Below are 13,790 nucleotides of genomic sequence, written 5' to 3' on the forward strand. Positions count from 1 at the left end.
CCGGCTTTCGGCTGGTGTTTTCTCCCGGGGCCTGTGCTCGGTGCCGGCTGGTGTTTTCCCCGGGGGTCGGCTTCATGTCCTTCCCGGGTTGTGCTGGGGTGGGTTGCCGGCGGGCGTCTGGTGTGCTCTCGGCTTTGGGTCGGTGCCTGCCTGGGGCTGTGTCGGTGTCTGGCTGGTGCACGTTTTGGGTCCGCCGGCGGCGGCCGGCGGTCCCTCCCGGGGGGAGTTGGGGCGGTGGTGGTGTGGTGTGTTCGGGGGGTCCTGTGTGGTGGCAGGGTCGGGTTGAACCGCCAGGGGGGAGGCTGGATGGAGAGGCGGCCCTCGGCCCTCGGTGGTCGTGTCCCCCTTCGTGGTGTGGGCGATCACGGTCTGTCGTCTCCGCTTCGGAGCCGTCCGGTATGTGCCGCTGCGGGCGGTGGGGCGATCACCGCTGGTCCCGGCTCCATATGTCTCAACAGGGCGTCCAGCGAAGGCGATTCGGGCCGCGACCTGGGGATTCCGCCGGTTTGATCGGCTACACCACGAGACGGGACGTCACCCCTTCGGTTGTGGGGGGTTTTCTGGTTTTCGGTTGTGGTGTCAGGGGGTGGTGGGTTGGGTGAAGCGGATGGTGAAGGCGGGTTGGTTGTTTTGGTGGCCGGTGACGCTGATGGTGGTGGTGCCGTGGGGGGTGGTGTGGGGGCGGGCGGTGATGAGGCAGGGGGTGTGGTGTTCGACGTAGCGGGCGAAGCGCATTTCGGAGGCGGAGGGGGTGAAGCGCCGGCCGGGGGTGAGGAGGTGGGTGGCCTGCTGGGCTGCTTCGACCAGGACCATGGCGGGCAGGTGGTCGTTGGCGCGGTCGAAGAGGAGGTCGTTGGCGGGGTCGGCGCGCAGTTGCCACTGGCCGGGTGTGGTGGTGGGGGCGAGGGTGACGTCGCCGGCGTGGTGGTGGTGGACCGTGCGCGGGTCGACGGGCTCGGGCAGTGCGGCCGGCTCGGGGGCGGGCGGTATGTGGCCGCGTATGCGGCTGTAGGCGGCGGGTGAGGTGATGTCGAAACGGATGGAGCCCGAACCGGCGGCACGGCCGTTGATGGTGAGGGTCATCTCCATGAACATGCCGGTGGGTACCGTGCCGCGCCGGCGCAGCACGGTGACGGTGACGTCCAGGCCGACCTCGGCCGGGCTGGGCCCGCGCTCGAGGAGGCCGGCGTCCAGGCGGTGGCACAGGTCCCACATCACGAAGTGGTGGCCGACGGGCACGCCGAGCGCCGCGTGGGAGATGAGCAGGGTGGTCTGGCGGATGGTCTCCAGGACCAGGGAGGCGGTGTAGCGGCCGTCGCAGGCCACGAACAGGCGGTGTTCGCGCGGCCAGCGTGCGCACACGGTGAAGTGTGTGTCGTCGTGGCGTGTGAGGTGTGTGGGCAGTACGTCGCGCAGGTGTGCGCGGTGGACGAGACTCTTGTCCACCGGCAGCGCCGGACGGGCCGGCCGCGGCGCTGTGATCTCGCCGATCGTGGTGTGGTGTGCCCCCTGGTGGGTGTGTCGGCTGTGCAGAGCCATAGCACTCGTGGTCATGGGTTTCTTCCTTCGTCGGTGAAGGTGCATGACGTGGGGTATGGCCGTTCCCCCCCCGCGGTCGGTAAGGTACAGGCATGCGGGTTTGTTTTTCAATGAGTTGATGCGCGTTTCCGAGACGCGCACTGGGAAGCCGTCCCCCCGGGCGGCTGGGCACAGATGGGAGGCCGCGTGGCGCGACAGGAGCGTGCGGTCAGGACCAGGAAAGCGATCCTGGAGGCAGCGGGAACGGTCTTCGCCGAACACGGTTACGCGGGGGCCACGATCTACGACGTCTACAGCCGGTGCAAGGTGACGAAGGGAGCGTTCTACTTCCACTTCGCCTCCAAGGTGGAGCTGGCCCAGGCGGTGCTGGATGAGCAGGTGGGCGGCCAGATCGGTTATCTGGAGGTGCCGCCGGGAGAGCAGACGGTCACCTTCCAGGAGGTCTTGGACATCGGGCAGTTGGTGGCCTACCGGCTGACGTTCGACCGGATGCTGCAGGGCAGTATCCGCCTGGCCGTCGACCAGGCGCACGAGATCGACCGCCGGGTGCCGTATCAGGCGTGGATCGACCTGCACGCCCGTATCCTCACCGAGGCCGACGCGCGGGGCGAGCTGGTGGCGGGCACCGATGTGAACGCCGCCGCACAGATGATCGTCGGCGCGTTCAGCGGGGTGCAGCTGATGTCGGAGGTGATGAGCGACCGCAGGGACGTGGAGGAGCGGATCGCGGTGCTCTACCGCAGTCTGGCCCGTGCCATCGCCACCCCGGAGGTCTTCGCACGCCTGGAGATCTCCGCCGACCGCGGCAAACGCCTGATGGCCAGGGTCGAACGGGCCCTGCAGGAACGCGAGAGCGTGGGACAGGGCGCCCAGTAGCCGGGTCCGTCGCAGGAGGACGACCCGCGACGGACCCACGGCACCCACCACACCGAAACCCGCGGACCTTGACGGATTGCGGGAGACCCCGCGGACCTTCACGGATTGCGGGACACCCTGCGGACCTTCACGGATTGCGGGAGACCCGCGGACCTTCACGGATTGCGGGAGACCCGCGGACGTTCGTCGATTACGCGGGGCCTGCGGGCGTCCATCGGCTGGTGGGACGTTCGCGCAGGGGGTTTTTGCGTATGCCGGGGCGGGGGACCCGGCGGACACCTCATCTCACCGCACCTGCCAGGTCCGGTATGGGGTTGGTGGGTTGCGTGCTGCGGCGCCGCGTATGCGCGAGCCGTTCGGCGCGCTGGGCACGGTGAGTGATCGTTTGGCGGGGCGTGGCGGCCGTGGGCGGCTATCACGGCCGGCGGTCGGGGAACCCGGCCCGGATGAACCCGTGACGGCCGGCGAAGGCAGGCGGGTCGATCTTCTTGAGTTCGTGAGCTGCCGGTTTTGCCATGTGCACCGCTCAGGCGACAGGCTCCCGCGGACGAAGTCCTGCGGGCGGTTGTCCGGGCGGTGTCCGGGCGGGTGTTCGGGCGGGGTGGGCCGTGCCGGGTGTTGGGGGGCGGGGGATGGCTGGTCACAGGTCACAGGTCACAGGGCTCGGGTGAGGGCCGGTGCGTGCAGCGCCGTGCGGGTGACCTGGGCCGCGGTTGTGGCCCGGGTGGACACCGTCGCGCGGGCGACCTGGCGGTAGAGGGGTGTGCGGTGTGCGGCCAGTTCCCGTAGCCGGCCGGCCGGGTCCTGGGTGAGCAGCGGGCGTCCGGTGATGCTTGCCGGGCGGGCCAGTACTTCCTGTACGTCGGCGTCGAGGTGGATGACCGGGCCGCCGGTGAGCAGTGTGCGGGTCAGCGGGTCGAGGACCGCGCCGCCGCCCAGCGCGAGCACCCCGTCGTGCCCGGCGAGCGCGGCACGCACCGCCGACCGTTCCAGCTCACGGAAGACCCCCTCGCCGTGCGAGGCGAAGATCTGCGCGACGCTCATGCCGCTGCGGCGCTCGATGTCCTCGTCGGTGTCCCCGAACGCGACCCCCAGCCGCTCGGCCATCAGCCGCCCCACCGTCGACTTGCCCGCCCCCGGCAGACCGACCAGCACCGCGACCGGCCGCATCCGGGCCCCGCCGGACCCGCCGGCGTCTCCCGCGCCCCCGCCGCCCGCTCCGCCGGCGCCCCCGCCGTACTCCCGGGCGGCGGCTTCGCCGTACTCCCGGGCGGCGGCTTCGCCGTACTCCCGGGCGGCGGCTTCGCCGTGCTCCGCGGCCGCGCCCCGGCTGTCCTTGCGGGGGGCGGCCCCGCTGCCGGCCCTGCCGTACTGCCCGGTGCCGCGCTGGTTCCCGCCGGTGCTCGTGCGGTCGGCTCTGGCACGGGCCTCCCGCAGGGGCGTGGGGCAGGGGGCGGGGCGGGTCGCCGGTGAGGTGAGAGCGGTGAGGTGCGCCGGGCGGCTCCGGTCGTCGGGCACGGTGTCCTCCACAGGTCGGTCGGATCAGGACAACGCACCCGGCCCGGTCGGCCCAGCACGGATCAAAGAGCCAGGTCGGGCCACGCCCGGCCACGTCACTCCGGGCCGGGCCGGTGCGGTCGGATCGGGGCCGGGCGCACCGGGCCAGGCGCACGCCGCCGGGCGCACCGGGCCGGGCGGGCCGGGTGGGCGGGCCTCATCGGCCGGTCGGCGCCGGTTGGCGGGGTGTTCGCAGTGTCGGTGGCCGGGTGGGGGTGGTGGGGCGGGACCTGACATGCGGGGGCCGGCATCGTACTTTTCGATGCCCGTTGCAAACCCGCATGCAGGTTTGTTTCTCTGGGGTCTCGGCTCCCGCGGGGCCGGCCCCGAGCGGTTTCCGCGCCCGATTCCCGCACGCGCCCGCGGTCCCTTCCTGGCTCCGGTGCTCCGGTGCTTGGGTGCTCGGGTGCTTGGGTCAGGTGTTTCGCCTGTGGGCCGGTGCGTCTGAGGGCGGGGGTCTTTTTCATCGGAGCTTGGGCTCACCGACTACGGAGAAGCCACATGATCAAGCTTGACGACATTCGCCGGCATGCGGCGGTCCGCCCTGAGGCGATCGCGCTCGTGGACGGTGCGACGCGCCTGTCCTGGGCGCGGTTGGCCGACGCGGTGGAGCGGGTCGCGGGCGGCCTGGCCGTGCGCCTGCCGGCGGCGCGTCCGGCCCGGGCGGTCTTCGTGGCCGGCCCGTGCTGGGAACTCACCGTGGTGCTGGCCGCCTGCGCGACACTCGGTGTGCCCTGCACGGGACTCGATCCCGCCCAGCGCCCCGGCGATCTGGAGGCCGTCCTGGACCTGCTCGACCCGTGCGCGTTCTTCACCACCGCCTCCTGCCGGCCGCTGCTGCAAGGCCGCTCCTGGCCGGCCGGGCGTGAAGCCCTTGAGGTCCTGCTGCCCGCCACCACCGACGCCGGCCGCCTCGCAGCCCCCGCCGCTGCGGGCAGCGCCGCAGTCGCGGACCGGGCCGCCGCAACGCCCGCCGCCGCGGTGGACAGAGCGAGGCCGGACACCGCGGCGCAGGAGAGCGGAGCCGGGCGCGGTGAGTGGAGTGTGCGGGGCGGGGCCGGGCGGGAGCCCGCCGGACCCCGTGAGCCGGCCGGACCCCGTGAGCCGGCCGGACCCCGTGGCCCCGCTGGGCCCGGTGAGCCGGCCGGGCCCGGTGAGCCGGCCGGGCCCGGTGAGCCGGCCGGGCTTCGGGGGCCGGCGGGGGGGCGGGGGTGTGGTCCGGGGGTGTCGTTCGCCGCTCTGCTGGCCAGTGCACCGCTGCGCGGGATGCCCGAGGCCGGGGGCGGTGAGTTGTTGACCGTCGTGCCCGGTGGTGCGCGGCCGCGGATCGCGGTGCGGCACGGCGCGGCCCAGGGGCAGGGGCTGATCGATCTGGTCGAGGAGTTCGGCTTCGACGCCCACGACACCCATCTGGTCGCCGCCCCGCTGTGGCAGCCGCTGTCCCGGCAGCTGGCGCACGTCCTGCTCACGGTCGGCGCCACCGTCGTGCTGGACGCCACCGCCGACGTCGGGCGGCTGGCCGCGCTGGTCACCGGCGAAGGCGTCACCACCGCGGTGATCGACCCCGCCACGCTGGGCCGGCTGGTGGAGGACCCCGCCTGCGTCCCGCTCGCCCACACCGGGCGGCTGCGGTGCGTGCTCACACCGGGCCGCCACCTGAGCCGCTGGATGCTCAACACCGCCTGGGAGCGGCTGGGCCCGGTACTGCACCCGGTCCACACGAGCCCGCAGGGCGGCCTCAGCGCGATCCTCACCCCCGAGGAGGCCCAGGTCACCCGCATGCGCACCGGGCGGCCCGTGCTCGGCACCACGGTCGTGGTCCTCGACGAGGCCGGCGCCGTGCTGCCGGCCGGCCGCCCGGGCCGCCTCGCCGTCGCCGGCCCCCACGTGATGGACGACTACCTCCACCCCGACAGCCCCGGCAGCCACCACCCCGACAGCCCCGGCAGCCACCACCCCGACAGCCCCGGCAGCCATCACCCCGGCAGCCCCGGCAACCCCGGCAACCCCGACAGTCCCGGCAGCCATCACCCCGGCAGCCCCGGCAACCCCGGCAACCCCGACAGTCCCGGTGCTCGAGCCCCCGGCGGTCAGGGCGCTTTCACCGTCCCCGGCGGTCAGGGCGCTTTCACCGTCCTGGACACGGGTAGGGGCCCGCAGCGTTTTTGGGTCAGTGACGATCTGGGTGTCCTGGACGACCAGGGCCGTGTCACCCTCACCGGGTCCGTCGCGGGCGTGCGCTCGCCTGTGCGCGACCGGGCCGTGGATGCCGCCCTGTTCCGCCTCGAGTCCGACCTGCTGAACCTGCCCTGCCTGCGCGACACCGCCGTGGTGCGGGTCAGCCTGCCCGCACTGGGCGACGCGCTGGTGGTGCCGTTCATCGCGGTCGCCGTCGGCCGCGAAGCCACCGGCGCCGCCGCCCTGCGCACCGCCTGCGCCCGCCGCGTGCCCTCGATCCCGGCCCACGTCATCGCCGTCGACCACATCCCCTACAGCCCCACCGGCCGTATCCGCACCGCGGAACTGCTGGAGGCGGTCGTCCCCATCATCACCCTCAACCTCCAGCTGGAGCAGAGCATGCACCAGGAGATCACCGCATGAACGCCCCCCACCCCGCCACCACCGGCCCCCACCAGAACGCCCCCCACGCCCTCGGCCCGGACGCCCGCGGCGTCTTCGAGGGCGGCTTCTTCGCCCTGGAGGGGGAACTGCTCGAACTGTCCTGCGTGCGCGAGTGCGCCCTGGTCCACACCGGCCTGCCCGAGCTGGGCGAGAGCCTGGTCGTCGCGTTCGTGGCGCCGGCGCCGGCGCAGGAGAGCGCCGGCCGCCGCGCCGTGCTCGCCGCCTGCCAGCGCAACCTGCCCGCCCTGTACGCGCACGCGGTGGCCGTGGAGGAGATACCGCGCGACAGCGAGGGCGCGGTGCGCGAGGGCGAGCTGCTGGACCGGCTGCTGCCCCAGCTCGCCAGAGACCTCATGTCACCGGCCGCCATGTCCGACTGAACCCTCCCCCCGCACCCCCGTCCTCGCGGCGGTCTGCCACCCTCCCCCCGCACCCCCGTCCTCGCGGCGGTCTGCCGGTCTACCTGCTGAGATCGGCTGGTGTGTCGAGCCGTGTCAGTTTCTGCGGGTTGGATGTCGCGTAGATGCGGGTGATGCGCCCGTTGTCGATCACGAGGCTGACCGCGGCGCGTCCGTGGCCGGAGTCGATCCGGATCGCGGGAGCACCGTTGAGCCATACCGCCGTGGGCTGGAAGGCGGTCCGGTCGGCGCGGGCGAGCATCGTCGCCACGCGTTCGGCGCCGTGGACGGGGGCCGCGGCGGCGGCCGTGATCCCGCCGCCGTCGGCGATGAGGACCACGTCCGGTGCCATGGTCTCCAGGAGGTCCTGGATGCGCCCGGTGTGCAGCGCGGCGAGGAAGCGGTCCATCACCACCCGGTGCTCCGACGGGCTCACCCGCACGCGCGGCTGCCGGGCCGCGACGTGGTCCCGGGCCCGCCGGGCGACCTGCCGGACCGCGGCGGGGGTCTTGCCCACGGCCTCGGCGACCTCGTCGTAGGGCATGTCGAAGACCTCGCGGAGCACGAACACCGCGCGTTCCACCGGTCCGAGCGTCTCCAGGACGGTCAGCATCGCGATGGAGACGCTTTCCGCGAGTTCGACGTCGTCGGCCACGTCGGGGTGGGTCAGCACGGGTTCGGGCAGCCACTCGCCCACGTAGTCCTCGCGGCGGCGTGCGAGGGTGCGGATGCGGTTGAGTGCCTGGCGGGTGACGGCCCGGACGAGGTAGGCGCGCGGGTTGTGGACCTGGGACCGGTCGGCGCCCGTCCACCGCAGCCAGGTCTCCTGCAGCACGTCCTCGGCGTCGGCCGCCGAGCCGAGCATCTCGTAGGCGACGGTGAACAGCAGGCCGCGGTGGGCGACGAACGCCTCCTCGCTCATGCGCCGGCCCCCGCGCGGGGCGTCACCGGGCGGGTGGCCAGGGGGATCTCGCAGGCGTCGGAGAAGCCCTGCGAGGTGACCCCGTTCGCCACGTTCGCCCTGGCCGCCAGGTTGACGTAGGCGATGAACGCGGTGAGCTCCACCATCGCCGGCGCCCCCAGCCGCTCCAGAAGGGCGGCGTACTGCTCGTCGGTGACGGTCGGCGGCGTGTTCGTCATCGCCTCGGCGTACCCCATGACGTCGCGCTCCAGCGCGGTGAACACCTCCGCCCCCCGCCAGCGCGGCACCTGGCTCGCCTTGGCCACGTCCAGGTTCTCGTTCTGCGCCTGGAAGTAGCCGACGTCCAGACACCAGCTGCAGCCGACCTGCGAGGCGACGGCCATGTGCGCCAGCGACTTCCAGCCCGGGGCGACCGCGTCCCACCGCCCCACCCTGGCACCGAACTCCAGGTTGTCCTGCGTCACCCGGGGGCTGTGCCACAGCACCTCGACGTTCTCGGGCACGACGCCCAACTGCCTGATCATGCTCTCCTTCAGCTCGGCCGGGAGCTCGGCCTTCGCCAGGCGCAGTGTCATGGTGTCTCTCCTCGCGTTACGTCCCTGTGGGGCTGTCCGGCATGAAGACACCGCCCGGCCCGCGCGCGTGACACCCGCCCCCCGGCCCGCGCGCGTGACACCCGCCGCCCGGCGCGCCCCACGCCCGCCCCTCGCCGGTCCTCACATGCGAGCGCGCGCCTCGCCTGCGCGAGCCGGTCACGAAGCGAGGACCCCCCACCTCCGGGAAGATCATGGCCGGTATTCCTTCCTGCCCGCGTCTGCCCCCACACCCCGGGGCGCGCGCCCCGCGACCGTGCACGTCCGCGATCACGCACCGAAGCCGTCGGCACCCAGCATGGCCCTCAACCCGCCGCCCCCACCGGCGTCTTGAGCCCGCGCAACGCGCGGAGCCCGAAGCCCGCGCTGCGCGGGGGCCGCGGTGCGAGCCGTGCGCCCGCCGCTCCCACGGGGCTGCGGCGGCAGGAAAGGGCCCGCCCGTACTGCCGCCGCAGCCGGCCGGGCGAGCTCGCGCACCCACCTCGAAAAAGAACGTGCAAGCTGGTATCTTTTTTGGACGAGGCCGGGGAAAGGGGCCGTGTCATGCAGTTCCAGCAGTTGCGTGCCTTCCGTGAGGTGGCGGCCGAGCTGAGTTTCACGCGGGCCGCGAAGAACCTGCACTACGCCCAGTCGACCGTGACGACCCAGATCAGGAATCTCGAGGAGGCCGTCGGGGCGGACCTCTTCGACCGCAGTCAGCGTCAACTCGCCCTGACCGAAGCCGGGTTACGGCTGCTGCCGCATGCCGAACGCATCATCGAGATAGCCGAGACGGCGCGCCGTGAGGTCGCCTCCACCGTCCGCCAGCCCCGCCGTCCCACCACCCGCCGGCCCGCCGCGACAGCCCGCCGCACCCTGCTCTGACCACCCCGCCACCCCGGCCACCCGGACGCCCCCAGCCCGGCACACCCCGCCCCCTGCCCGCAGTGCGCTGTTCTGCGGCCACGACGTCGTCGCCTCCCACCGGCCGGCCCCCTCCCCGGGGCCGGCCGTTCCTGCATGCGCCGGACATACGGGAGGGGAAGCAGCCCCGGACGCGGCAAGGCAGCCCCGGACGCGGCAAGGCAGCCCCGGGGCGCGGCAAGGCGGGCCCCGGGGCGCGGCACGGCGGGCCCGGGGCTCGGCAAGGCCGAAACCGAGCGCGGGGCGCGGGGTGCGCGGAGAGGGGGAGCCTGGTGGGCGCGTGTTTTTGCTAGTGGCGGTGCGCGGTGCGGCAAGTGGCGCCGGGGGCCGGTTCCTACAGTCGCTGGCATCGGAGTTGAGTCCCTTCACCGCGGTGGCCCTCCGCGTGCGCCACCGCGTGTGCTGCGTGCTCCGTGCTCCGTGCTGCGTGCTCTGTGCTCTGTGTTCCGTGTTCTGGCTCGGTGCTCTGTGTGCTGTTGGTGTTCCGTTTCCGGCCCGGGTCGTTCCGTCGGTGCCGGTGGCGGTTGGTGTGTGCCTGCCGGCTGTTTCGTTTACCGAAGGTGACTGACACATGTCCTGTGGAATCTCGATCGGTGTGGTGGGTGGCGGCGCGGCTGCTGTCTGCCTGATCGACGCGCTGGCCAGGAACGGGGGCCCTGCGGGCAGCCTCACCGTGTTCGAGCCCTCGCCCCGTCTGTGGCGCGGGCGGGCCTACCAGCTGGACACCGAGACGCTGCGGGTGAACTCCACCGCCGAGGACATGTCCGTACGGGCGGGGGACGCGGGTCATTTCACGCGCTGGCTGGCCGCCCGGGAAAAGGCCACCGGCACCGGCGCGAGCGCGGGCGCGGAGGGGGCGGGCGGTGCCCGGTTCGTGCCGCGTCCCGTCTACGGCGACTACCTGGAGGAGTCGGCGTATGCGGCGCTGGGGGTGCTGCGCCGCCAGGGCTGGCGGGTGGACATCGTCGGGCAGGCGGTCACCTCCGCTGCCCGCCTGCCCCACCAGGTCGTGCTGAGCGCCGGCCCGGACGGCTTCTGCCCCCGCGCGTTCGACTACGTCGTGCTCAGCGTCGGCGGCGACAGCCCCCGCGACGTCTACGGCCTGGGCGGCAGCGCGGGGTTCGTCGCCGACCCCTATCCGCTGGCCGCCACCGTGGACGGCATCGGCGCGGACGAGCATGTGGCGGTCATCGGCAGCGGCCTGACGGCCGTCGACGTGGTGCTGGCGCTGACGGCCGGCGGCCACCGGGGCCGGGTGAGTCTGCTGTCACGGCGCGGGGTGCTGCCAGGGGTGCGGCAGCAGCCCGCGGCCGTGGAGCTGCGCCACATGACCCCCGCCCGTATCCGGGCGGTGGCCGGCGGGCGGCGCGAACTGGCGATCGAGGACATCGCCGCGGTGCTGCGCGCGGAGTTCCGGGAGACGGGAGCCGACCTCGACACGGTCGTCGAGGAGATCATCCGCGTCGATCTGGAGGATCCCGCCGAGCGGCTGCGCCGCCAGATCGGCGAGGTCGACTCGCCGCAGCTGGGCCTGCGCATCCTGCAGCGCGCCGTCCCCGAAACCGGCCCCGACGTGTGGCCGCTGCTGCGGGAGCAGGACAAGGTGCAGCTGCTGCGCGCCCACTACCGCACCCTGATGAGCCTGTGCTGCCCGATGCCGCCCGCCAGCGCCGCCGTCCTGCTGGAGGAGGTGCGCACGGGCCGGCTGGAGATGTACTGCGGCCTGCTCGACATCACCCCCGCCGCCGGCGGCGGCTTCGACGTGCTGGCCGCCGACGGCAGCGACTTCCACGCCGACCGGGTGATCAGCGCCGTCAACGCCAGCGAGGGCCGCATCCCCGCCGGCGCCCGGGCCGTGGTCGACTCCCTCCTGCGGGCACGCGCCGTGACCCGCCACCCGCACGGCGGACTGCAGCTGGCCCGCGCCACCAGCCGCCTGACCAGCAACGGCCGCCCCGACCCGCGGCTGTACGGGCTCGGTGACATCGCCGCCGGAGCCCTCTTCTTCACCTTCGGCATCCCCTCCCTGGTCGACCGCAGCCACGACATCGTCACCGCGATCCACGACCACCGCACCACCGTCGGCGCCGCCCGCCAGGCGGTAACGGCCGCCGCCTGAAACCACCCCCAGCCCCTCCTGCCGCCCACCCCAGCCCCTCCTGCCGCCCCCCGGCTTCTCCTGCCGGCCACCCCCGGCCCCTCCTGCCGCCCTCCGGCTTCTCCTGCCGGCCACCCCCCAGCCCGTCCTGCCGCCTTTTCCGGGAAGGATCCACCCGCGCATGAGCCCGCTCGCCGCCGCGTCCCGCCCCGCCTACCTGGCCGACACCCCCACCGGCCTGCCGATCCCCGGCGAACCCCGCTTCGCCACCCACGAGGAGACCCGCCGCCACCGCAGACAGCGGCTGGCCGCCGCCCTGCGCCTGTTCGGCCGGCACGGCTTCGGCGAAGGCATATCCGGCCACATCTCCGTCCGCGACCCCGAACACCCCGACCGGTTTTGGGTCAACCCCTTCGGCGTCTCCTTCCACCAGGTCCGCGTCGCCGACCTGATCTGCGTCGACGCCACCGGACACGTCGTCAGCGGCCACCACCGGGTCAACCCCAGCGCGTTCGTCATCCACTCCCAGATCCACCAGCTGCACCCCGCCGCCACCGCCGCCGCCCACGCCCACACCCCCCACTCCCGGGCCCTGGGCGCCCTGGGCCGCCTGCTGGAACCCATCGACCAGGAATCAGCCGCCTTCTACGGCCGCCAGACCCTCTACGGCGACTACCAGGGCCCCTCCGTCTCCCTCACCCAGGGCCGCGACATCGCCCGCCACCTCGGCGACCACCGGGCCATCCTGCTGCGCCACCACGGACTGATCACCGTGGGCAACTCCCTCGACGAAGCCGTCCACTGGTTCCTCACCTACGACAGCTGCGCCCAGGTGCAACTGCTCGCCCAGGCCGCCGGCACCCCCCACACCCTCACCCACCAGCAGGCCCTGGCCGCCCGCGAAGGCTTCGGCGACCAGCAGCTGGGCCACTTCTCCTTCCAGCTGCTGTTCAACGAGATCGTCGCCGACCAACCCGACCTGCTCCAGGAATAACCACCCCGCCCCCCGGCGCACCCCCACCCGCGCACCACCCCCCCCACACGCACCCTCACCCCCTGCTTCCGTTCTTAGCCCGCCCCCAACAAAGGAACCGTTTTGTCTGCTTTGCGATGGCTTACCGCCGGTGAATCGCACGGGCCGGCCCTGGTCGCCGTGCTGGAGGGGCTGCCCGCCGGTGTGCGGACCTCCACCGAAGAGGTCACCGGCGCGCTCGCCCGGCGCCGGCTGGGGCACGGGCGCGGTGCCCGGATGAGGTTCGAGCGGGACGAGGTGGCCTTCGTCGGCGGCCTGCGTCACGGCCGCAGCCTCGGCAGTCCTCTCGCCGTGCGGGTCGCCAACAGTGAATGGCCCAAGTGGCAGACGGTGATGGCGCCCGACCCGGTGCCCGCCGCCGTGCTGGCCGGCCAGGCCCGCAACGCTCCCCTCACCCGCCCGCGCCCCGGCCACGCCGACCTGGCCGGCATGCAGAAGTACGGCTTCGACGACGCCCGGCCCGTCCTGGAGCGGGCCAGCGCCCGCGAGACCGCCGCCCGGGTGGCACTGGGCTGCGTGGCGGAGGCGTTCTTGCAGCAGGCGTACGGCATCGAACTGGTCAGCCACGTCGTCGCCCTGGGCCGGGCGGTGTCGGTGTCCCAGGCGCTGCCCGGCCCGGGCGACACCGCACGGCTGGACGCCGACCCGGTGCGCTGCTTCGACGCCGGCGCCTCGGCCGCGATGACCGCCGAGATCGACCGGGCACACGGCGACGCGGACACCCTCGGCGGCGTCGTCGAGGTCCTGGTGCACGGTCTTCCGCCGGGCCTGGGCTCCCACGTGCACTGGGACCGCCGGCTGGACGCCCGCCTGGCCGGCGCCCTGATGGGCATCCAGGCCATCAAGGGCGTCGAGTTCGGCGACGGCTTCGCACTCGCCGCCGTCCCCGGCTCGCAGGCACACGACGAGATCGTCCCCGGCCCCGGCGGCCTGCGCCGCGCCACGGTCCGTTCCGGCGGCGTCGAGGGCGGCATCTCCACCGGCGGCCTGCTGCGGGTACGGGCGGCGATGAAACCGATCGCCACCGTGCCACGCGCGCTGGCCACCGTCGACACCACCACCGGCGAGGCCGCCGCCGCCCACCACCAGCGTTCCGACGTGTGCGCGGTCCCGGCCGCCGCCGTGGTCGCGCAGGCCGTGACCGCGCTGGTGGTCGCCGACGCGGCGCTGGAGAAGTTCGGCGGCGACAGCGTCACCGAGACCGCCCGCAACCACCGCACCTATCTCACCCACCTGGCCGTCAAATGAG

At 73.6% G+C, this 13,790-nt stretch carries 11 protein-coding genes; 7 read left to right on the top strand and 4 right to left on the bottom strand.

The genetic code is table 11. The annotated features are described in order from the left end of the window. Positions 1-579 precede the first annotated feature (579 nt). A complete protein-coding gene (locus tag AC07AZ_RS28670; RefSeq protein ID WP_478852715.1) occupies positions 580-1,554 on the bottom strand; it encodes a ScbA/BarX family gamma-butyrolactone biosynthesis protein in 975 nt (324 codons plus the stop codon). A gap of 171 nt (positions 1,555-1,725) precedes the next feature. On the opposite strand from AC07AZ_RS28670, the gene AC07AZ_RS28675 reads away from it, so the two are divergent. Beyond that, positions 1,726-2,415: a ScbR family autoregulator-binding transcription factor gene (locus AC07AZ_RS28675; protein WP_478852717.1), complete on the top strand. Its 690-nt coding sequence runs from the start codon at positions 1,726-1,728 to the stop codon at positions 2,413-2,415. 654 nt (positions 2,416-3,069) lie between these two features. On the opposite strand, the gene AC07AZ_RS28680 is transcribed toward AC07AZ_RS28675, so the two are convergent. Beyond that, positions 3,070-3,933 carry a shikimate kinase gene (locus AC07AZ_RS28680; RefSeq protein WP_478852719.1) on the bottom strand — a complete coding sequence of 288 codons (864 nt, stop codon included), beginning with the start codon at positions 3,931-3,933 and terminating at the stop codon, positions 3,070-3,072. Between the two features lie 540 nt (positions 3,934-4,473). Between AC07AZ_RS28680 and AC07AZ_RS28685 the strand changes: the two genes are divergently transcribed. Further along, positions 4,474-6,573: an AMP-binding protein gene (locus tag AC07AZ_RS28685; RefSeq protein ID WP_478852721.1), complete on the top strand. Its 2,100-nt coding sequence runs from the start codon at positions 4,474-4,476 to the stop codon at positions 6,571-6,573. Beyond that, entirely contained in the window at positions 6,570-6,974 is a 405-nt protein-coding gene (locus AC07AZ_RS28690) for a hypothetical protein (RefSeq protein WP_478852723.1), read from the top strand. Before AC07AZ_RS28685 ends, AC07AZ_RS28690 begins: the two co-directional genes overlap by 4 nt. A gap of 79 nt (positions 6,975-7,053) precedes the next feature. Here the strand turns inward: AC07AZ_RS28690 and AC07AZ_RS28695 are convergent, their stop codons facing one another. Together AC07AZ_RS28695 and AC07AZ_RS28700 are read right to left on the bottom strand one after the other, a co-directional pair. Continuing rightward, a complete protein-coding gene (locus AC07AZ_RS28695) occupies positions 7,054-7,914 on the bottom strand; it encodes an RNA polymerase sigma-70 factor (RefSeq protein ID WP_478852725.1) in 861 nt (286 codons plus the stop codon). After that, positions 7,911-8,489: a carboxymuconolactone decarboxylase family protein gene (locus AC07AZ_RS28700; protein WP_478852727.1), complete on the bottom strand. Its 579-nt coding sequence runs from the start codon at positions 8,487-8,489 to the stop codon at positions 7,911-7,913. Before AC07AZ_RS28700 ends, AC07AZ_RS28695 begins: the two co-directional genes overlap by 4 nt. 561 nt (positions 8,490-9,050) lie before the next feature. Between AC07AZ_RS28700 and AC07AZ_RS28705 the strand changes: the two genes are divergently transcribed. The 4 genes from AC07AZ_RS28705 to aroC all read left to right on the top strand — a co-directional run bounded on the left by AC07AZ_RS28705 (position 9,051) and on the right by aroC (position 13,789). Further along, positions 9,051-9,371, top strand: coding sequence for a LysR family transcriptional regulator (locus AC07AZ_RS28705; RefSeq protein WP_478852729.1), 321 nt, complete (start codon positions 9,051-9,053; stop codon positions 9,369-9,371). Positions 9,372-9,981: 610 nt separating this feature from the next. After that, entirely contained in the window at positions 9,982-11,529 is a 1,548-nt protein-coding gene (locus AC07AZ_RS28710) for an FAD/NAD(P)-binding protein (RefSeq protein WP_478852731.1), read from the top strand. A gap of 160 nt (positions 11,530-11,689) precedes the next feature. Then, positions 11,690-12,502 (top strand): class II aldolase/adducin family protein, encoded by an 813-nt coding sequence (locus AC07AZ_RS28715; RefSeq protein ID WP_478852735.1) that lies wholly within the window; start codon positions 11,690-11,692, stop codon positions 12,500-12,502. A 102-nt stretch (positions 12,503-12,604) separates the two neighbouring features. After that, positions 12,605-13,789, top strand: a complete 1,185-nt coding sequence (aroC, locus tag AC07AZ_RS28720) for a chorismate synthase (RefSeq protein ID WP_478852737.1) — start codon at positions 12,605-12,607, stop codon at positions 13,787-13,789. The last annotated feature ends 1 nt before the right edge of the window (position 13,790 follow it).

Source organism: Streptomyces sp. NPDC043878 (genome assembly GCF_056435735.1).